This window comes from Methylobacterium sp. Leaf123 (assembly GCF_001423405.1).
Lineage (GTDB): Bacteria > Pseudomonadota > Alphaproteobacteria > Rhizobiales > Beijerinckiaceae > Methylobacterium.
On sequence record NZ_LMNS01000038.1, the window covers coordinates 68,229 to 86,623 of the forward strand.

The 18,395-nt window shown below is 68.0% G+C and carries 19 protein-coding genes; 10 read left to right on the forward strand and 9 right to left on the reverse strand.

Annotated features, from left to right (window positions below):
• The first annotated feature begins 39 nt into the window (after positions 1-39).
• Positions 40-1,497 carry a siroheme synthase CysG gene (gene cysG, locus ASF53_RS19975; RefSeq protein WP_056202752.1) on the forward strand — a complete coding sequence of 486 codons (1,458 nt, stop codon included), beginning with the start codon at positions 40-42 and terminating at the stop codon, positions 1,495-1,497.
• A gap of 200 nt (positions 1,498-1,697) precedes the next feature.
• Positions 1,698-2,288 (forward strand): SCO family protein, encoded by a 591-nt coding sequence (locus tag ASF53_RS19980; RefSeq protein ID WP_056203837.1) that lies wholly within the window; start codon positions 1,698-1,700, stop codon positions 2,286-2,288.
• Here ASF53_RS19980 and ASF53_RS19985 read toward each other — a convergent pair.
• Positions 2,239-4,083: a glycosyltransferase family 2 protein gene (locus ASF53_RS19985; RefSeq protein ID WP_056202753.1), complete on the reverse strand. Its 1,845-nt coding sequence runs from the start codon at positions 4,081-4,083 to the stop codon at positions 2,239-2,241. The genes ASF53_RS19980 and ASF53_RS19985 overlap by 50 nt on opposite strands.
• 120 nt (positions 4,084-4,203) lie before the next feature.
• On the opposite strand from ASF53_RS19985, the gene ASF53_RS19990 reads away from it, so the two are divergent.
• A complete protein-coding gene (locus ASF53_RS19990) occupies positions 4,204-5,127 on the forward strand; it encodes a transporter substrate-binding domain-containing protein (protein WP_056202755.1) in 924 nt (307 codons plus the stop codon).
• Positions 5,128-5,222: 95 nt separating this feature from the next.
• Positions 5,223-5,429: a hypothetical protein gene (locus tag ASF53_RS19995; RefSeq protein WP_056202757.1), complete on the forward strand. Its 207-nt coding sequence runs from the start codon at positions 5,223-5,225 to the stop codon at positions 5,427-5,429.
• Positions 5,430-5,555: 126 nt separating this feature from the next.
• Here ASF53_RS19995 and ASF53_RS25295 read toward each other — a convergent pair whose 3' ends face one another.
• The 4 genes from ASF53_RS25295 to ASF53_RS20010 form a co-directional block, all read right to left on the reverse strand.
• Complete coding sequence (locus ASF53_RS25295; RefSeq protein ID WP_156635706.1) at positions 5,556-5,924, reverse strand: DUF4260 family protein; 369 nt, start codon at positions 5,922-5,924, stop codon at positions 5,556-5,558.
• 134 nt (positions 5,925-6,058) lie between these two features.
• Entirely contained in the window at positions 6,059-7,966 is a 1,908-nt protein-coding gene (gene cobT / locus ASF53_RS20000; RefSeq protein ID WP_056202759.1) for a cobaltochelatase subunit CobT, read from the reverse strand.
• Between the two features lie 120 nt (positions 7,967-8,086).
• Positions 8,087-9,070 (reverse strand): cobaltochelatase subunit CobS, encoded by a 984-nt coding sequence (gene cobS / locus ASF53_RS20005; protein WP_056202761.1) that lies wholly within the window; start codon positions 9,068-9,070, stop codon positions 8,087-8,089.
• A gap of 342 nt (positions 9,071-9,412) precedes the next feature.
• A complete protein-coding gene (locus ASF53_RS20010; protein WP_056202764.1) occupies positions 9,413-10,120 on the reverse strand; it encodes a J domain-containing protein in 708 nt (235 codons plus the stop codon).
• A 167-nt stretch (positions 10,121-10,287) separates the two neighbouring features.
• Between ASF53_RS20010 and ASF53_RS20015 the strand changes: the two genes are divergently transcribed.
• Complete coding sequence (locus ASF53_RS20015) at positions 10,288-10,566, forward strand: BolA family protein (RefSeq protein WP_056203840.1); 279 nt, start codon at positions 10,288-10,290, stop codon at positions 10,564-10,566.
• A gap of 34 nt (positions 10,567-10,600) precedes the next feature.
• Complete coding sequence (gene arfB / locus ASF53_RS20020) at positions 10,601-11,023, forward strand: alternative ribosome rescue aminoacyl-tRNA hydrolase ArfB (protein WP_012254510.1); 423 nt, start codon at positions 10,601-10,603, stop codon at positions 11,021-11,023.
• 14 nt (positions 11,024-11,037) lie between these two features.
• Here arfB and ASF53_RS20025 read toward each other — a convergent pair whose 3' ends face one another.
• Together ASF53_RS20025 and ASF53_RS20030 are read right to left on the reverse strand one after the other, a co-directional pair.
• Positions 11,038-11,796: a YoaK family protein gene (locus tag ASF53_RS20025; RefSeq protein WP_056202767.1), complete on the reverse strand. Its 759-nt coding sequence runs from the start codon at positions 11,794-11,796 to the stop codon at positions 11,038-11,040.
• Positions 11,797-11,831: 35 nt separating this feature from the next.
• Positions 11,832-12,827 carry a class I SAM-dependent methyltransferase gene (locus ASF53_RS20030; RefSeq protein ID WP_056202771.1) on the reverse strand — a complete coding sequence of 332 codons (996 nt, stop codon included), beginning with the start codon at positions 12,825-12,827 and terminating at the stop codon, positions 11,832-11,834.
• A gap of 45 nt (positions 12,828-12,872) precedes the next feature.
• Here ASF53_RS20030 and ASF53_RS20035 point away from each other — a divergent pair, with 45 nt between their 5' ends.
• The 4 genes from ASF53_RS20035 (at position 12,873) to ASF53_RS25300 (ending at position 17,438) form a co-directional block, all read left to right on the forward strand.
• Positions 12,873-13,943 (forward strand): ligase-associated DNA damage response exonuclease, encoded by a 1,071-nt coding sequence (locus tag ASF53_RS20035; protein ID WP_056202775.1) that lies wholly within the window; start codon positions 12,873-12,875, stop codon positions 13,941-13,943.
• On the forward strand, positions 13,940-15,778 hold the full coding sequence (locus ASF53_RS20040) for a cisplatin damage response ATP-dependent DNA ligase (protein WP_056202778.1): 1,839 nt from the start codon (positions 13,940-13,942) through the stop codon (positions 15,776-15,778). Before ASF53_RS20035 ends, ASF53_RS20040 begins: the two co-directional genes overlap by 4 nt.
• Entirely contained in the window at positions 15,775-16,245 is a 471-nt protein-coding gene (locus ASF53_RS20045; RefSeq protein WP_056202779.1) for a secondary thiamine-phosphate synthase enzyme YjbQ, read from the forward strand. The genes ASF53_RS20040 and ASF53_RS20045 overlap by 4 nt, the downstream gene beginning before the upstream one ends.
• A 104-nt stretch (positions 16,246-16,349) precedes the next feature.
• Positions 16,350-17,438: a phospholipase effector Tle1 domain-containing protein gene (locus ASF53_RS25300; RefSeq protein ID WP_082482874.1), complete on the forward strand. Its 1,089-nt coding sequence runs from the start codon at positions 16,350-16,352 to the stop codon at positions 17,436-17,438.
• 226 nt (positions 17,439-17,664) lie between these two features.
• Here the strand turns inward: ASF53_RS25300 and ASF53_RS20050 are convergent, their stop codons facing one another.
• Both ASF53_RS20050 and ASF53_RS25305 read right to left on the reverse strand, forming a co-directional pair.
• Positions 17,665-18,111 carry a DMT family transporter gene (locus ASF53_RS20050; RefSeq protein ID WP_056202782.1) on the reverse strand — a complete coding sequence of 149 codons (447 nt, stop codon included), beginning with the start codon at positions 18,109-18,111 and terminating at the stop codon, positions 17,665-17,667.
• A 108-nt stretch (positions 18,112-18,219) separates the two neighbouring features.
• Positions 18,220-18,384, reverse strand: a complete 165-nt coding sequence (locus ASF53_RS25305) for a YqaE/Pmp3 family membrane protein (RefSeq protein WP_082482875.1) — start codon at positions 18,382-18,384, stop codon at positions 18,220-18,222.
• Positions 18,385-18,395 lie beyond the last annotated feature (11 nt).

Sequence of the window (18,395 nt, forward strand, 5' to 3'; positions counted from 1 at the left end):
GGCGGACCGGACCCCTGAGTCGAGTCGCACACAAAGACCATGAGCACGCCCCGCCAACCCCGCGAAACCCGCGCCGGCCTCGAGCCGCTGGCGGTGCTACCCGTGTTCGTGCCGCTCCAGGACAAGCGGGCGGTGCTCGCCGGCTCCAATGGCGGCGCGCCCTGGAAGGTGAAGCTGCTCGCCGCCGCCGGCGCGCGGGTCGATGTCTATGCCGAGGCGCCGAGCGAGGAGTTGCGCGGCGTGCCGGCCGAGATCGCCGCCGGCTCGGTGACCCTGCACGAGCGCCGCTGGACCCCGGAAGACCTACAGGGCGCGGCCTTCGCCATCGGCGCCATGGAGGACGAGGACGATTGCATCGCCTTCGTCGCGGCAGCACGCGCGGCCGGAGCCATCGTCAACGCCGTCGATCGGCCGCATCTGTGCGACGTGAAGTTCGGCGCCATCGTCAACCGCTCGCCGCTTGTCGTCGGCATCTCGACCGAAGGCGCCGCCCCGGTCTTCGGGCAGACGGTGCGCGCGCGCATCGAGGCGATGCTGCCGCGCGGCTTCAAGCACTGGGTCGCCGCCGCCCGCGACTGGCGCGAGGCGGTCTCGGCCCGCTTCCACGGCTTCTCCGAGCGGCGCGGCTTCTGGGAGCGCTTCACCGACCGCGCCTTCGCCGAACCGGACCGCACGCCGACGGAAGCCGACCTCGCCGACCTGATGGGTCAGGCCGAGGCGCTGCCGCTTGGCGGCGCGGTGACCCTGGTCGGGGCCGGGCCGGGCGATGCGGAACTCCTCACCCTCAAGGCCCTGCGGGCCCTGCGCAACGCCGACGTGATCCTCTACGACGACCTCGTCGCCCCCGAGATCCTCGATTATGCCCGCCGCGAGGCGCGGACCATGCTGGTCGGCAAGACCGGCCACGGCCCCTCCTGCCGCCAGGACGACATCAACGCGCTGATGGTCTCGCTGGCCAAATCCGGCAAGCAGGTGGTGCGGCTGAAATCCGGCGACCCGCTCGTCTTCGGCCGGGCCGGCGAGGAGATCGAGGCCTGCGAGGCCGCGGGCATTCCCTGCACCATCGTCCCCGGCGTCAGCGCGGCGCAGGGCGCGGCGGCGGCCCTCGGCGTCTCCCTGACCCATCGCGACGCGGCCCGGCGCCTGCAATTCGTCACCGGCCATGACCGGCGCGGCGCGCTGCCGGAGGATCTGAACTGGAGCGCGCTCGCCGACCGCAGCGTCACCACCGTGGTCTACATGCCCAAGCGCACGCTCCGCGTCTTGCTGGAGCGGGCGGTCGCCGAGGGGTTGGCGCCCGACACGCCGGCCCTCGTCGTGTTCAACGCGACCCGCGCCAAGCAGGCGACGGTGGCCGGCACCGCCGCCGACCTTGCGGAACGCGTCGAGGCCTCGGGGCTCGAAGGCCCGGCGCTCTTGATGGTCGGCGAAGCCCTACGCCGGCACAACGCCCGCGGCGCGGACCGGGCCGTCGAGATCCGGGCCGAAGCCTCCTGAACCGGCTGCAAAGGCTCCGCGCGACCGGTCGCCTTGCGGCGTCGCGCGGGCTTGCGGCACGCCCCGGCTCTGTGATGTGAGGGTGTTGCCCGACACGCTCGAACCGCCGCTTTCCCTTCGGCGATGCCATGGGTCGGGCCATTTCCACGCGGCCGCCGCGCCGGTCGGGCCGCCTCCACCGACACGCCTTCGAGGCCCTCATGCGTCCGTCCCGCAGCGTTCTCCTGCCGCTTGCCGCCTTCGTGGCCGGCCTCGTGGCGATCTCCGTCGCGCTGGTGATGACGCTGGTGCCGCAGCATCCGCAGAGCGGCCCGAGCGGCATCGGCGGTCCCTTCACCCTGGTGAACCAGGACGGCGCGACGGTCAGCGAGCGCGATTTTGCCGGCAAGCCCTACCTGATGTTCTTCGGCTTCACCCACTGCCCCGACGTCTGCCCGACCACATTGCAGCAGATCAGCGACGTGCTGGCGGCGCTCGGCCCCAAGGCGGACGCGCTGAAGGTCGCCTTCGTCAGCGTCGATCCTGAGCGCGATACGCCCGCCTCGCTCAAGACCTACCTGTCGAGCTTCGATCCGCGCATCACCGGCCTCACCGGCAGCCCCGAGCAGGTGGCGGCGACGGTCAAGACCTTCCGCGCCTACGCCAAGAAGGTGCCGAGTTCGAGCGGCGACTACACGATGGAGCACACCGCGCTCGTCTACCTGATGGACGCCCGCAACGGCTTCGTCGGCGCGGTCAACCTCAACCGGCCGGCAGCGGACACGGCGGCGGAGCTGTCGAAGCGGATCTGATGCCGCCGGCCGGGCGCCGCGCGAGCGCTCCCGTGCGGGAGGTGCGGGCCAGCCCGTGCTCGGTCTTGTTCCAGCGGTGCGGGTGCCGCGCCAGCTCGAACACGGCGAGCCACGCCGCGAGACTGCCGAGAAGGAAGTAGGCCGGCAACAGCAGCACGAGCGGTATGAGATCGAACCATCCGCGCCGGAGGCAGCCGACGAGGCCGGGTAGGTACATCGCCGCAAGCCCGCCGAGGAACACCGTCGCGGAGGCCGCCCGCTTGACGATGGCGAGGCTGTCGCCGTCCGCGGCCGGGATGATCAGGTCGGCAAGGCCGCCGAGCAGCATGAACGGATAGAACAGGGCCGAGATCACGGTGCCGGGCAGAAGCGCCAGCACGCACAGGCTCTCCGCCGCGCCGAGCCGGCGATAGAGGTCGAGCGGGCGCCGGCCGTGGGTGAAGCTGGTCTGCAAAAAACCCTTCATCCAGCGGGTGCGCTGGCGCAGCCACTTGCGCGGGTGGGCGAGCGCCTCCTCGAAGGTCGCGCTCGGCAGGTCGCCGACATGGTAGCCCGCGAGCGCCATGCGCAGGCCGAGATCGGCATCCTCGGTGACGTTCCAGGCATCCCAGCCGTGGAGCTTGCGCAGGACGCCGGTGCGGAAATGCGTCGAGGTGCCCCCGAGCGGCGTCGGCATCCGCCAGGCGGCCAGGGCCGGGCCGAGCACGTCGAACAGAGCCGCGTACTCGATGGCAAACAGGCGCGGCAGCCAGCCATCGCCGTGATTGTCGATCACGAGGCGGCCCTGGAGGCAGGCGGTCGTGGCCGGCGCGCGGGCGAACAGCGTCGCGGCGAGGCGAAGCTGTTCGGGCGAGATCACATCCTCCGCGTCGTAGACCACGAGGTGCTCGCCGCGGGCGAGCGGCAGGACCACGTTCAGCGCCCGCGGCTTGGTGCGCGGCATCCCCTCCGGCACGGTGACGATCTCGAAGCGGGCCGGGAGCGGGGTCGCGCGGAACGCCGCGGCGGTCTCGTGGTCGTCGGCCTCCAGCAGGAACTTGATGTCGAGCTTGGCCGCCGGATAGTCGAGCCGGCGCAAGGCTCCCAGAAGACGCGGCACCACCGGCGCCTCCCGGTAGAGCGCGACGAGGATCGTGTAGGTCGGCAGCGCGTCGTCCGTCAGTAGCACCGGTCTTGGCTCGGACACATCGGCGCGCACGATCTCGGCGGCTCCGATCGCGGCTGCGGCGAGGCGGAAGGTCAGCAGGGCCAGCATCAGACCCTGCACCAGCAGCAGCAGGACGAAGCCCGACGCCGTCGGGAGGCGGGCGAGCAGGACGACGAGGGCGAGCACGCCGCCGGCCAAAGCCAGGTCGACCGCCAGCGGACCGGGCCGGCAGGACCACTCGGGACGAAGACGCCCCAGAGTCTCCGAAGCGTCCTCGGCGATGGCAGCCCCGTTCCGGGCGAACAGGGCCTGCCGCAGGGCCGTCGGCGTCGTGATGGCCGGAGGCTGTGCCAGCCGGTCCGCCGCCGCGATCAGTCGCGCCACCGCGGCGCCGCGCGGTGCCGCGACGACGGTTTCGCCCCCCTCGGAGACCGCGAGCGGCGCGGCACCGGAGATGAGACAGCGTGCGTACGGAACGCCCTCGCCGATCGCGAGCGGCCCGTCGAGAAAGGTCGCTCCGAGCCGGCGGGCGAGCGCGCGGTAGAACGCCTCCTCGGAGAGAAGCCCCTCGTTGAGAAGGGTCGTGGCGGCGTCGGTGCCGCAGCGACGGGCGATGATCGCGGCCCGGCTCAGCGTCTCGAGGGGCACGCCCTCGGCGGCGAGGAAGCCGATTTCCGGCGGGAGCGGAGCGGCCCGGCTGCTCCGACGGCGGTCGAGGTCGGACAGGGCAACGGCTTCCCGCGGGCCCGCGCCGTGCTAGGGAGAGGCATGGGCCAGGACCTCTCCATGGACGTGTATTGTTCCGAACCGACAACCCAAGGGTCAATCCGCCACCACAGGATGCGGCGGGTAATGGCAGCAACCGTCATCGCTTTATTAACCAATGTTGCACAGGCACAACAGTCGTCCAACCCGGCGGCCCCGTCGGTCAGCATTCCGAATTTCTGGAATCCCCGGGCCCGCGGCGAGCGGGTCGAGGCGCCGCAGACGGGGCGGGCGATTCGGTTCATGACCGATGACGAGTTCCCGCCGCTCCATTTCGCGGGCCCCGACGGCGCGCCGACCGGCTTTGCCGTGGAACTCGCCCGCGCGGTCTGCGAGCGGCTGACGGTGATGTGCACGGTGCAGGCGCGCCGCTTCGACACGCTGCTCGATGCGCTCGCCGATAAGCAGGGCGACGTGGTGGCCGCCGCGGTGCCCCTGACGCCGGGGCTGCGCGCGCGATTCCTGGCGACGCGGCCCTATTTCCGCTGGCCGGCCCGGTTCATTGCCCGCAAGGACCGCAGCCTGCCCGACCCCTCGGCGACCACACTCGCGGGGCGGAGCGTCGGCCTCGTCGAGGGCAGCGCCCACGAGGCCTATCTGAAGGCGTTTTTCCCCAACGCCACGCGAAAGACCTTCACCGATCTCTCGGCGGCCCAAAGCGCGCTCAAGCGCGGCGAGGTCGAGTACCTGTTCGCCGACGGCTTGAGCCTCGCGCTCTGGCTGAACGGCCAGGAGGCCGAGAACTGCTGCGCCTATTCCGGCGGCAATTATCTCGAGAATCGCTATTTCGGCGAAGGCATCGGCTTCGTCACCCGCACCGAGGACGCGGCGTTGGCCCGCGCCCTCGACGACGCATTGCAGCGGGTGTGGGACGACGGGAAATATGCCGAGCTGTATCTTCGATTTTTTCCGGTCAGTCCGTTCTGACGCGGTCCCGATCGTGGCACCTGTCGCCAAGCGGTGCCGTTCTCTAGTTTGAGACGCGAATCGAACTCGAACGCAGGACCGAGGGGAGTGCCTGAATGCCGAAGCCGTACAGCACACCACCCGCGAAGGGGCGGCAGCAGATCGGGAACGCACACCATCTTCATCAGGGCAGCGAGCTGACCTCGGAGCGGCGACAGAAGCTCGCCCTCAACCGGTTCACCTATAGCGGCGGTTTCGACGGCTTCGAGGGCCGCATGATCCTGACCCGCATGGAGACGGACGGCTCGGACCGCAAGAAATAGCCGTCCGCGCCCGAGAGCCGTATCCGACCTGAGGGCATCAGGCCGGCGTCTCCAGGCCTTTGCTTCAACGCGCATTCTTTCGCCGAACCGGCATCCAGTTCGTCGGAAAGCGCTCGAGCGCTCGCGTCAGACGCGGCAGAGTTTTACGCGTGACCTCTCGCTCGCTCGTCCCAGCGGGCCGAGATGAGTGTCGTTGAAACCGCTGACGTATTTCAGCCCGTATCCCACGGCGCGGTCGAGCCCGATATGCGCCAGCCAGACGAGCGCCAGTCCGGCCGCCATCGCATTCCCGAGCCCTAATGAGGCTGCCAGCAGCAAAAGCGGGAATACGGTCGTGTGAGCGGCGTTGTAGCTCGCCGCGCCGATTCGGGGACCGGCCAGATACCCGATCATGCTGAGGTCGGGGAGCAGGATGAGGGCCGCCAGGAGCCACCAGGACTGCCCCGCCCAGGCATAGCCGGCGAGGGCACAGACGAGCAGCGCCGCCCCCTCGATCCTGAGAAGCCAACGTGGGGCCCCCGCACATCACCCGACATCGGAAGATCCTCGCTGGCGGCCATTCGTCCGCAGGGTAGGCCGCCGAGGAACGCTTGCCAATCGAAGCTTTACCGCTCCGATCAACCAGACGTTCAGCGCCGCCCGGCCACTCGCTTCATCCCGCCGCCGCGTGACGCGCCGGTGTTCTCCTCGAACAGCTCGGCGAGCTTTTCCGTCATCGCGCCGCCGAGTTCCTCGGCATCGATGATCGTCACGGCGCGGCGGTAGTAGCGCGTCACATCGTGGCCGATGCCGATGGCCAGAAGTTCGACCGGCGAGCGGGTCTCGATCTCCTCGATCATGTAGCGCAGGTGGCGCTCGAGGTAGTTTCCGGGATTGACCGAGAGCGTCGAGTCATCGACCGGCGCGCCGTCGGAGATCACCATCAGGATGCGGCGCTGCTCCGGCCGCGCCAGCAGGCGCTTGTGGGCCCAGTCCAGGGCCTCGCCGTCGATGTTCTCCTTCAGGAGCCCCTCGCGCATCATCAGCCCGAGGTTCTTGCGCGCACGGCGCCACGGGGCGTCGGCGGACTTGTAGATGATGTGGCGCAGGTCGTTGAGGCGGCCGGGGGCGGGCGGCTTGCCGCCGGCGAGCCACGCCTCGCGGGACTGGCCGCCCTTCCAGGCGCGGGTGGTGAAGCCGAGAATCTCGACCTTCACGCCGCAGCGCTCCAGCGTGCGCGCGAGGATGTCGGCGCAGGTCGCGGCCACAGTGATCGGGCGCCCGCGCATCGAGCCGGAATTGTCGAGCAGCAGCGTGACCACCGTGTCGCGGAAGTCGGTGTCCTTCTCCTGCTTGAAAGAGAGCGGCTGGAACGGGTCGGTGACGACGCGAACGAGGCGGGCCGGATCGAGCTGGCCCTCTTCGAGATCGAAGTCCCAGGCGCGGCTCTGCTGCGCCAGCAGGCGGCGCTGGAGGCGGTTGGCGAGGCGGCCGACGACGCCCTGAAGGTGGGCGAGCTGCTTGTCGAGATAGCTGCGCAGGCGCGCGAGTTCCTCGGCGTCACACAGATCCTCGGCCTCGACGGTCTCGTCGAAGCGCGGATTGTAGACCTTGTAGTCGGGGCCGGTGCGCTCATTGCCACGCTGGCTCGGGGGGCGCCAGGATTCGGAAGCCTCCTCCGATTCCGCATCCTCAGCCTCTTCCGGCAGCTCGCCGGAGGGGGCGTCCGCGGATTCGGTGGCGCCCTCGTCGAGTTCGTCGGTGGCCTCGTCGGTCACCTCGATCTCGGCACGGTCGCCCTGGCTCTGCTCCTCCGCCTCGCCCTCGCTCGGCTGCTGCGAGTCGTCCTGAGCCTGGTTCTCGTCCTCGTCGCTCTCGTCGTCCTGATCGAGGGGCGTCTCGTCGGCCATGTCGAGGGAGGAGAGCAGGTCGCGCACGGAGCGGGCGAAACTGCGCTGGTTCTCGAGCGAACCGAGCAATCCGTCGAGGTTCTTGCCGGCGCGTGCCTCGATATGCTCGCGCCACAGCTCGACGATCCGGGCGGCGGCGGGCGGCGGCTTCTGGCCGGTGAGGCGCTCGCGCACCATCAGCGCGACGGCATCCTCCATCGGCGCGTCGGCCCGGTCGGTGATGTTCTCGTACTTGCCGCCGCGGTGGTAGCGGTCCTCCAGCATCGCGGTGATGTTGGCGGCCACGCCGTCCAGGCGGCGCGAGCCGATCGCCTCGACGCGCGCCTGCTCGACCGCATCGTAGACCGCGCGGGCGGCCGCGTTGTCGGGGGCGAGGCGGCGGTGGACGCTGGTGTCATGGCAGCCGAGGCGCAAGGCCATGGAATCGGAATGCCCGCGCAAGATCGCCGCGTCCTCGGAGGTGATCCGCCGGGTCGGCTCCGGCAGGCGCGCCTTGTCGCCGATCAGCGCCGGCCGGTCGCTGGCATAGGTGACCTCGATGTCGGGCCGCTTGGCGATGGCGCGCAGGCAGCCGGCCACCGAGCGCTTCAGCGGCTCGGCGCCCGGTTCCTTGCGGTCGCCGGTCTTGGGGCGGTTGGTCAGGGCCATATCTTCGCGGACGCCACCGGATCGAGTTCGGAGGCCCGGCCGGGGGATCGCCCCCGGTCACGGGGAGAGGGGCGCCGTCCCCGCCACACGCCGCGCGTGGACGGGGACGCCACCGTCAGATCAGCTCAAGGCGACGTTGAGCGCGCTCTCGGGCAGCTCCTTGCCGAAGGCGCGCTGGTAGAACTCGGCCACCAGTGGCCGCTCCAGCTCGTCGCACTTGTTGAGGAACGTCACCCGGAAGGCGAAGCCGATATCGCGGAAGATGTCGGCGTTCTCGGCCCAGGTGATGACCGTGCGCGGGCTCATCACGGTCGAAAGGTCGCCGTTCATGAACGCGTTGCGGGTCAGATCGGCCACGCGCACCATCCGGCTCACCGTGTCGCGCCCGCTCTCGTTCTGGTAGTGCGGCGACTTCGAGAGCACGATGTCGACCTCACGGTCGTGCGGCAGGTAGTTCAGCGTCGTCACGATCGACCAGCGGTCCATCTGACCCTGGTTGATCTGCTGCGTGCCGTGATAGAGGCCGGACGTGTCGCCGAGGCCGACCGTGTTGGCGGTGGCGAACAGGCGGAAGCCCGGATGCGGGCGGATGACGCGCTTCTGGTCGAGCAGGGTCAGGCGGCCGGACAGCTCCAGCACGCGCTGGATCACGAACATCACGTCGGGGCGGCCGGCATCGTACTCGTCGAAGACGAGGGCGACGTTGTTCTGCAAGGCCCAGGGCAGGATGCCGTCCTGGAAGGCGGTGACCTGCTTGCCGTCCTTCAGGACGATGGCGTCCTTGCCGACGAGGTCGATGCGCGAGACGTGGCTGTCGAGGTTGATCCGGATGCAGGGCCAGTTCAGCCGTGCGGCGACCTGCTCGATATGCGTCGACTTGCCGGTGCCGTGATAGCCGGTGACCATCACGCGGCGGTTCCGGGCGAAGCCCGCCAGGATCGACAGCGTCGTCTCCCGGTCGAAGATGTAATCCGGATCGAGATCCGGCACATGCTCCTCGGGCTCGGAATAGGCCGGCACCTTCAGGTCGAGGTCGATGCCGAACACCTCGCGGACGGAAACCTGGCGGTCGGGCAGGGAAGCGGGCGTTTCGTCAGACAGCATACGGAACCTCATCGGGGCGGCCGGGAGCGGGCGTGAACCCGCGCGACCGCGCTTTCAATCGTCACTCACCTGCCGGGCGGCCCACAGGGAAGCGGGCGGATGTCTTCCTTAATCGCCGCCCCTCGGCATCGCCAAGGGGGCTCAGCCAGAAAGAAGCCTCGGCGAGAAGAACGGTTCATCCGGGGAAGCCGGCTTCACGAGGAAGCGGTCTCCGGGAAATATAGGGCACGCGCGGACATTTGCCGCCCCACCCGCCGCCGGGCGGACCGGCTTTCGGCGCATTGCCCGTTCGCGGCAGCGCCGTCGCCCCCTCGTAGCGGCATCCGTGACGGTCCGGGCGGGTCAGCACAGCCCGGCGGCGCGCAGCACGTCGTGGGCGCGGATGATGTCGCGCAGGCGCTCCTCGAAGGAGCGGTCGCCGCCATTGGCGTCCGGGTGGAAGCGCTTCACCAGCGTCTTGTACTGCGCCTTGATCGCCGCGGTATCGGCCGCCTCGTCGAGCCCCATCACGTCGAGCGCCTTGCGCACCGCCGCCGAATGGCGCGGACGCTGCGGCTCCGGCTCGGCCTGACGCCGGCCCGCCGCCCCGCCGCCGACGCCGTTCGCCCGCAGGATGCCCAGCGGGTCGGCATAGGCCCAATCCCGCTCGGCCTCGGGCTGGGCGCCCTTTGCCCCCTTTGCCTTGCCCTCGGCCGCGGCGGCGGCCGCGTTCATGCCCATCGACCATGTCGGCCGATGGCCGATGATCGCATCCTTCTGGTAGGCTTCGACCGCGGCGTCGTTCATGCCGTCGAAGTAGTTGTAGGAGGCGTTGTAGGCGCGCACGTGGTCGATGCAGAAGCGCCAGTACTGTCCCTCCTGCCGGCGGCCCTTGGGGGCGCGGTAGAGGCCGGGATGGGTGCAGCCCTCCGCCTCGCAGGACGCCTCGGCCGTGGCCGCACCGGCCTTCGCGCGCGCGCCGGCCTTCGCCCCCGTCTTCGCTCCCGGCTTGGGATCGTCACAGGTCGGCTTGATACGGATGCGGTCGAACAGCGGCGAGTTGAGATCCATGACGGGCCGATTATGAGGGGCGGAGGCGCCGACGAAAAGGCCGTCGGGCCTGATGCCGCATGCATCGATCCGGGGTTGACGCTTTTGTGCCGGGACCGCGCCGGGCAAACGCCTCCGACACAGGGCCGAAACACGGCCGTAGCGCGTCCCTTCACAGCGAGGACATGATGACCGGAACTCTCAAGGACTGGATCGCCGGGCGCCTGGAGGCCGAGTTGGCACCGACCGCGCTCGATGTCACCGACGAGTCGCACCTGCATGCCGGCCATTCCGGCGCCCGGCCGGAGGGCGAGACCCATTTCCGGCTCGATGTCGTCTCGGCGGCCTTCGAGGGGAAAAGCCGGGTCGACCGCCACCGGATCGTCAACGGGCTTCTCGACGAGGCCTTCCAGCGCGGACTGCACGCTCTCGCGGTGCGGGCCCGGACGCCGGGCGAGGCCGGTTGAGGGCCGACGGGCCGGTCAAGGAAGGGAACCCGCCGTGGCGCTTCAATGCACGCCGCAGATCGAGATCGACGAGGCCGAGCTCGAGGAGGCGTTCGTGCGCGCCTCGGGCCCGGGCGGACAGAACGTCAACAAGCTGTCCACGGCGGTGCAGCTGCGCTTCGACGTGCGCCGCTCCCGCAGCCTGCCCGATGCCGTGGCGGTGCGGCTGATGCGGCTCGCCGGCCGGCGCCTGACGGGGGAGGGCGTGCTCGTCATCAACGCCCAGCGGTTCCGCACGCAGGAGCGCAACCGGGCCGATGCCCGCGAACGGCTCGCGGCGCTGGTGGCGGAAGCGGCAGTGCCGCCGACGCCGCGCCGCGCCACCCGGCCGACGCTGGCCTCGAAGAAGCGGCGCCTCGACGAGAAGAGCCGCCGCAGCAGCGTCAAACGGCTGCGCGGCGGCCCTGGGGACGATTGACGGCTAGCCGAGCGTCAGCGCGCGGCGCGAACGGTCGCCGTCGGCCTTGCCTCCGGATGCGCGTCGGGCTGCGGGGCCGCGACGCCGGACACGTAGGGCGTGTCCTTGAGCAGGACCGTGAGCACCAGCGCGACCACCGCCAGCAGCGCCGCGAGTCCGGCCGGGAACAGGAAGGCCTTCTCGCCGTACCAGCCGTGCAGGAAGCCGCCCATCACCGCGCCCGTGCTGAGGGCGCCCCAGAGCGGCGCCTGCAGCCAGAACGAGGGGTTGGGCTTGTGCAGGATCAGGTTGGCGATGCCCGCGCCGAAGCGCACCACCGTTCCGGTGACGTAGGTGATGGCAAGGCTGCGGCCCGCCTCGTCCTGCAGCGTCGCGTTCTGGATGCCGAGCGCCAGCACGATCGGGTAGGCGTGGAGCGGGAAGGCCGTGGTGCCGAACGGGACGAACAGGCCGATCGCAAACAGCACCGCCTGTATGCTCAGCAGGACCGAGAGCCGGAACCGGCCGGACCAGGCTGCGATCAGCGTGCCGATGCAGGCGCCGAAGCAGAACAGCGCGATCACGCTGGCGAACCGGGTGGTGCCGTCCCAGTCGAAGCCCGAGACGGCCACGCCGAAGCGCGTGGTGTTGCCGCTCATGAACGACATGAAGAGCTGGGAGAATTCGAGGAAGCCGATCGAGTCGGCGGCACCTGCGGTGCCTGCGAGCATCAGCGCAATTGGGACACGTGTCACCGGACTTGCCGGAAAGGCCTTGTTCGACTCGTCAGCCATCGGTTCCTCTGATGTTGCTCCGCAGCACAACGGTATTACGGCTGTCCGGTTGCGTCCATTGCACCGGCGCGGATCAAGTGTTTGTGTAGGATTAAGATCCGCCCCGGCACGTTAGACTTCCTTTGGCACCGAATGGCCGCCGGGCGCATCTCGGCGATGTTCAGACGCGCCTGCGCGGCCGCCGCTCGCAGGTAGGTGTCGGCATGGGCGTAGCGCCCGTCGGCCCCGAGCACGACGCCCGATTCCTCCGGTTGCGGCGATTGGACGGTGAAGGCGGCCAGCCCGCCGGGCCGCAAGACGCGGGCTATTCCAGACAGCGCCGACGTCAAATCCCCCAGATAGATGAAGACGTCCGCGGCCACGACCAGGTCGGCGGAAGCCTCGGGCTCGGCGGCGAGGAACGTGACGAGGTCGGCCTCGGCGAGGCGCTCGTAGAGACCGGTGCGGCCGGCCAGCGCCAGCATGGCGGGGGAGAGGTCGCAGCCCGCCAGACGCCCGACCCGGCCCGACAGCGCCCGCCCCATCAGACCCGTGCCGCAGCCGAGATCGAGCCCGTTCGAGAAGTGTTGCGGCGCACCACGCGCGTTAGGCCGCGGCAGCGCGTCGAGGGCCGCGAGCATCAACGCCGGCCCGCAATAGCCGAGTTCGTCCACGAGATGCCGTTCGAAGCGCGGCGCGTAACCGTCGAACAGCGCCCGAACATAGGCCGGCGTGATCGCGGCGAGCGCATCGCCCCCGCCGAGCGCGGCGAGATGCAGGCGGCTGCCGAGCGTGTCCTCCGGGTCGAAGTCCAGCGCCCGCTCGAAAGCGGACAGCGCCGCCTGCCGGTCGGCCGCGTCGCGGCTCTGTCCGAACACGGTTTCGCGGGCACGCCCGAGCAGGAACCAAGCGGGCGCGTAGCCGGGCGCACGTTCCAGCACCTGCTCCGCCATCTCCGCCGCCCCGGCGGGGTCGTCCTCGGCGAGGCAGGCCTCGGCATAGGCGTAGCGGCGGTCGGCGAGCAGATCGCCGGAGGAAAGCTGTCGGGACATCGTGCGTTAGCGGCCTTGGGAAACCTCCGCCCTATATCCCGGCCGATGTCGCAGCGCGCCTCCGATCTCCTCACCCTGACCCGCGAGGGCCTCTACTGCCCGCTCGGGCGCTTTCACGTCGATCCGACGCATCCCGTCGAGCGGGCGCTGATCACCCACGGCCATGCCGACCACGCCCGCGCCGGCCACGGCACGGTGCTGGCCACGCCTGAGACCCTGCGGATCATGGCCGTGCGCTACGGCGAGGACTTTTGTGCCTCGCGCCAGGAGGCGCGGCTCGGCGAACGGATGCGGATCGGCGACGTCACCGTGTTCTTCGCCCCCGCCGGGCATGTGCTGGGATCGGCGCAGATCGCCATCGAGCGCGAGGGCAAGGGGCCGAGACAGCGCATCGTCGTCTCGGGCGATTACAAGCGCGCCCCCGATCCGACCTGCCTGCCGTTCGAAGTGGTGCCCTGCGACGTGTTCATCACCGAGGCCACCTTCGGCCTGCCGGTCTTCCGCCATCCCGACACGCGGGGCGAGGTGCGCAAGCTGATCGACTCGGTGACGCTGTTTCCCGAGCGCGCCCACATCGTCGGCGCCTATGCACTCGGCAAGGCGCAGCGGGTGATGGCGCTGCTGCGCGAGGAGGGCTGGGACCGGCCGATCCATCTGCACGGGGCGATGGAGAAGCTGACCGAACTCTACAAGCGAGAGGGTGTGCCACTCGGCGAGACGCCGAAGGTGGCGGCCGCCGACCGGAAGACCCTGCACGGCGCCATCGTGCTCTGTCCCCCTTCCTCGATTCAGGATCTGTGGTCGCGCAAATTCCCCGATCCGGTCACCGCCTTCGCCTCCGGCTGGATGCGGGTGCGCGCCCGCGCCCGGCAGAAGGGCGTCGAGCTGCCGCTCGTCATCTCCGACCATTCCGACTGGCCGGACCTGTGCCGGACGATCCTCGATACGGGGGCCGAGGAGGTCTGGGTGACGCACGGCCAGGAGGACGCGCTCGTGCATTGGTGCGGCACGCGCGGCATCCGCGCCAAGCCGCTGCATCTGCTCGGCTACGGCGACGACGGCGAGGCCGAGCCCGATCCGGGACATGATTCGAAGATGGAGGAAGCCTCGTCGTGAACGACTTCGCCCATCTTCTCGATCGCCTCGCCTACGAGCCGCGCCGCAACGCCAAGCTGCGCCTGCTCCAGGATTTCTTCGTCGGCACCCCGGACCCGGAGCGCGGCTGGGCGCTCGCCGCCATGACCGGCGGCCTCACCTTCCGCGAGGCCAAGCCGGCGCTGATCCGCGGGCTGGTGGAAGAGCGGGTCGATCCGGTGCTGTTCGCGCTCTCGCACAATTATGTGGGCGATCTCGCCGAGACCACGGCGCTGATCTGGCCTGGGCCGGGTGAAAACCCTCCCCCCTCTGCGGGGGAGGGTGCCCGCGGAGCGGGCGGGAGAGGGGCTGGCGCGGCCTTTCCAGAAGCGTCGCTCCCCTCACCCGCCCCCCTTCGGGGGCCACCCTCTCCCGCAGAGGGGAGAGGGAATGCCGTCGGCCCAGGCCACAACAACCCGCCGCCCTCCGTGCCCACCCTCGCCGAAGTCGTCGAAACCCTCGCCACCACCCCGAAGCGCGAACTGCCGCAGCATCTGGCCGGCTGGCTCGACGCCCTCGACGAGACCGGGCGCTGGGCGCTGCTCAAGCTCGTCACCGGAAACCTGCGCGTCGGCGTCTCGGCGCGCCTCGCCAAGACGGCGGTCGGCGTGCTCGGCGGGCACGAGGCGGATGCGGTCGAGGAGGTCTGGCACGGGCTCAAACCGCCCTACACCGAGCTGTTCGCCTGGGTGGAAGGGCGCGGCGAACGGCCGGAGAGCCGCAACCCGGCCCCGTTCCGCCCCCCGATGCTCTCGCATCCGGTCGAGGAGTTCGAAGACCTCGACAAGCTCGAGCCCGAAGCCTTCTCGGTGGAGTGGAAATGGGACGGCATCCGCGTCCAGCTCGCGGGCGGGCGCGATGGTCAGGGCCGGCAGGTCCAGAAGGTCTATTCGCGCACCGGCGAGGACATCTCCGACGCATTCCCCGACCTCGCCGAGGCGATCACCTTCGAGGGTGCGATCGATGGCGAGTTGCTGATCCTGCGTGAGGGGCGCGTCCAGAGCTTCAACGTGCTCCAGCAGCGGCTCAACCGAAAGGCGGTGACGGGCAAGCTCCTGGACGAGTTCCCTGCCCATATCCGCGCATACGACGTGCTCTCCGCCGAGGGCGAGGACTTGCGCCCGCTGCCTTTCGCCGAGCGCCGCCCCCGGCTGGAAGCCCTGGTGCAGCGGCTCGATCATGCCCGGATCGACCTCTCGCCGCTCGTCCCCTTCGCCACCTGGGACGAGGTCGCCGCCGCCCGCGCCGACCCGGCTTCGGCGGGGGCAGGCGCGGATGCCGACGCCATCGAGGGCGTGATGCTGAAGCGGCTCAACAGCCCCTACCTGCCCGGCCGCCCCAAGGGCCCGTGGTGGAAGTGGAAGCGCGAGCCCTACGTGGTCGATGCGGTGATGATGTACGCCCAGCGCGGCCACGGGAAGCGCTCGTCCTTCTATTCGGACTACACCTTCGGCTGCTGGCGCGAGGGGGCGGAGGGCGAGGAGCTGGTGCCCGTCGGCAAGGCCTATCACGGCTTCACCGATGCCGAGCTGCAAAAGCTCGACCGCTATGTCCGCAACCACACCACCAAGCGCTTCGGCCCGGTGCGCGAGGTCGCCTATGGGCGCGAGGCCGGGCTGGTGCTGGAGATCGCCTTCGAGGGCGTGCAGCGCTCGACCCGGCACAAATCGGGCGTGGCGATGCGCTTCCCCCGCGTCAGCCGCATCCGCTGGGATAAGCCGGCGGCGGAGGCCGACCGGGTCGATGTGCTGGAACGGATTCTGGCGCGCGGCGAACGCGAGGTCGCGCCGGGCGCGGCCATGGAGGCATCGGAATGAGGCAATCTGGAAAGATCGGGCCGCTCGAAGACTTCTCGGCCGGGGACGTGACGCGGCAGGCGAGTGCGCGGGTGACGGTCGCGACGCCCGGCCCCGGCTTCACGGAGATCACCGAGGCGGTGGCGGGTTTCGTCGCGGAGAGCGACCTCCGCTCCGGCCTCGTCAGCGTGTTCTGCCGGCACACCTCGGCCTCGCTGACGATCCAGGAGAACGCCGACCCGGATGTGCGCGTCGATCTGATGACCGCGCTGGACGGCTTCGCGCCCCGCCACGGGCAGTATGTCCACGGCATGGAGGGGCCGGACGACATGCCCGCCCATATCCGCACGATGGTGACCGATTCGGGCCTCACCATCCCCCTGCGCGACGGTCGCCTCGCCCTGGGCACGTGGCAGGGGATCTACCTGATCGAGCACCGCGACCGCGGCCATCGGCGGGAGATCGTGCTGCACGTCGTCGGTGCGTGAGAGGAAATTTTATTACATAAGTTGGGGCGGGAAGTCTTGATACTTGACGCCGAGCTTTTCTAGCATCAGAAGTTGTGGCGGGCTTTTATTTTAGAGAATTTGACATGAAACGTTTAATATTCTTGTTCGACGGGACGTGGAATTCTGCAGCAACCGGCCGATTTGTGGACATAACAAATATATTTCGCATGAACTTGGCAATAAGCCGAAGTGCCACTCCCGATATCCCACAAATAACATTTTATGCGCCCGGCCCTGGAAACAGAGGAGTATTTGACAAAGAAATGGGTGGATTATTTGGCCAGGGCCTAGATCAAATTATTCGGGAGGCATATGTAAATCTAAGCTCCAATTATGAAGATCATGACGAAATATTAATATTCGGATATTCTCGTGGAAGCATTGCTGCACGAGCTCTTACTTGTTTGATTGCGGAATCAGGACTGCTAAAGCCTCAGCAACTACATAGGCTTGCATCCGTGTGGAATCGGTTTATCGACATAAATTCCGGAAAGATTTCCTCTGAACATCCGTCTGAGGTTCACAGCCACGTACATCGCAACGTGCGCATCAAGTTCGTTGGCTTATTCGATAGTGTGCTCGGGCGCGGACACAAATCTCCAAATCGATTTTCCCAACTTGTTTTTAAAAACAATACGGTTAGCCCAATAGTCGACAGGGGAGTCCACATTCTTTCAATCGATGACAATAAAAAAATTTTCAAGCCGATGATTTGGGGTGCAAGAGAAAGCAAGCAGAAAATCGAGCAAATTTGGATGCCTGGCGTTCACAGCGACATAGGCGGCTATGGAGTTCCTAATTTGATTGGAATATCTTCACTCTTGACGATGATTTCCAAGGTAAAATCTACTGGTGTAGCTTTCAATCAACACTTTCTCGATGCAATGATACGAAAAATTGAAGAAGTCAACAATATGGAAATTAGATCAGAGCGTGAAGATATTTTCGGGAAAATCTTACGCTCAGCCTGTCGTACACCAGGCGACTCGCAACACTTGGAGAAGAAACACCCTTTACTAGATGCCATCTATAACAAAAAGTTCATAGTCAAACGCAGAAGAAGAGCATACAACCATAAATATCTCTCTCCGTTTTTAGAACTTGAGCCAGAGAAAAATGAGTATACAGATTTGATCATAAATAGTGTCGAGGCAGCAATAGCGCGCACATAGTTAGCTATATTGACATTTTGGCTTAAAAAAACTTAACAGTGCGGGCTGTGCCAATATTAGTGCGGCCCGAAAACCATCTGCCGAGTACATTTGCACGATAATAATCGATACAATCCCGATGATCGCTTGATATTTACAAAACAATATATGCATGAGTGTGGTCGAGCACGGTAACCGCGGCCATCGGCGGGAGATCGCGCTGCACGCCGTCGGCGCGTGATCCGTTTCAGCGCCGGATCAGGATCACGCCGCCGACGAGCAGGGCGACGCCGATCAGACGCGGACCGTCGAGAGGGCGCTGGGCGAGACCCATCCAGCCGAAATGATCGAAGGTGACCGAGGCGAACATCTGCCCGGCCACGAGCAGCGCGATGAAGGCCGCCGCACCGAGCTGCGGCACGAGGACGATGGCCAGGCCGATGAAGAGCGCGCCGAACAGGCCCCCGCTCCAGGCCCACCACGGCACCCGCGCCGCCACGCTCGCCGCAGGCAGGGGATCGCGCAGGGCCAGAGCGAGCAGCGCCATGCAGGCGAGGCCGGCGGCGTAGCTGGCAAAACCGGCCCAGGCCGCGGAGCCGAGATCGGCGCGCAGGCGGGCATTCAGCACCTGCTGGACGACGATGCTGACGCCCGCCGCGACGGCGAGGAGGGAAGGGAGCAGGAGACGGAGCATCGGTCTCGGCCTCTGGCAAACCTTCGATCGGCCGGGTCGCTGAGGCGACCCGGCTCACGGGATCGTCTGGAAGCCGAACAGGATGCTCAGCGCCGCTCGATCAGCGGATCAGCGGTCGCTCAGCAGCAGGTAGAGCGCGTGGATCGAGCCCGGTAGGTAGAACAGCAGGCAGAGCAGGATGTTGAAGAGGAATTGAATCCCGAATCCATGCGTCATCAGCACCGAGATCGGCGGCAGGAAGAACGCGATCAGGATCTTGATCAGGCTCGACAACGGGACACTCC

What these genes read in the sequence shown, in the direction of transcription:
- ASF53_RS20025 (WP_056202767.1), bottom strand. Translation starts at nt 11,796, where the DNA reads ATGGCTGACGAGTCGAACAAGGCCTTTCCGGCAAGTCCGGTGACACGT.
- cobT (WP_056202759.1), bottom strand. Translation starts at nt 7,966, where the DNA reads ATGGCCCTGACCAACCGCCCCAAGACCGGCGACCGCAAGGAACCGGGC.
- ASF53_RS19980 (WP_056203837.1), top strand. Translation starts at nt 1,698, where the DNA reads ATGCGTCCGTCCCGCAGCGTTCTCCTGCCGCTTGCCGCCTTCGTGGCC.
- ASF53_RS25300 (WP_082482874.1), top strand. Translation starts at nt 16,350, where the DNA reads ATGAAACGTTTAATATTCTTGTTCGACGGGACGTGGAATTCTGCAGCA.
- ASF53_RS20035 (WP_056202775.1), top strand. Translation starts at nt 12,873, where the DNA reads ATGTCGCAGCGCGCCTCCGATCTCCTCACCCTGACCCGCGAGGGCCTC.
- ASF53_RS20030 (WP_056202771.1), bottom strand. Translation starts at nt 12,827, where the DNA reads ATGTCCCGACAGCTTTCCTCCGGCGATCTGCTCGCCGACCGCCGCTAC.
- ASF53_RS20015 (WP_056203840.1), top strand. Translation starts at nt 10,288, where the DNA reads ATGACCGGAACTCTCAAGGACTGGATCGCCGGGCGCCTGGAGGCCGAG.
- ASF53_RS20050 (WP_056202782.1), bottom strand. Translation starts at nt 18,111, where the DNA reads ATGCTCCGTCTCCTGCTCCCTTCCCTCCTCGCCGTCGCGGCGGGCGTC.
- cysG (WP_056202752.1), top strand. Translation starts at nt 40, where the DNA reads ATGAGCACGCCCCGCCAACCCCGCGAAACCCGCGCCGGCCTCGAGCCG.
- ASF53_RS20010 (WP_056202764.1), bottom strand. Translation starts at nt 10,120, where the DNA reads ATGGATCTCAACTCGCCGCTGTTCGACCGCATCCGTATCAAGCCGACC.
- ASF53_RS19995 (WP_056202757.1), top strand. Translation starts at nt 5,223, where the DNA reads ATGCCGAAGCCGTACAGCACACCACCCGCGAAGGGGCGGCAGCAGATC.
- ASF53_RS20045 (WP_056202779.1), top strand. Translation starts at nt 15,775, where the DNA reads ATGAGGCAATCTGGAAAGATCGGGCCGCTCGAAGACTTCTCGGCCGGG.
- ASF53_RS19990 (WP_056202755.1), top strand. Translation starts at nt 4,204, where the DNA reads ATGGGCCAGGACCTCTCCATGGACGTGTATTGTTCCGAACCGACAACC.
- cobS (WP_056202761.1), bottom strand. Translation starts at nt 9,070, where the DNA reads ATGCTGTCTGACGAAACGCCCGCTTCCCTGCCCGACCGCCAGGTTTCC.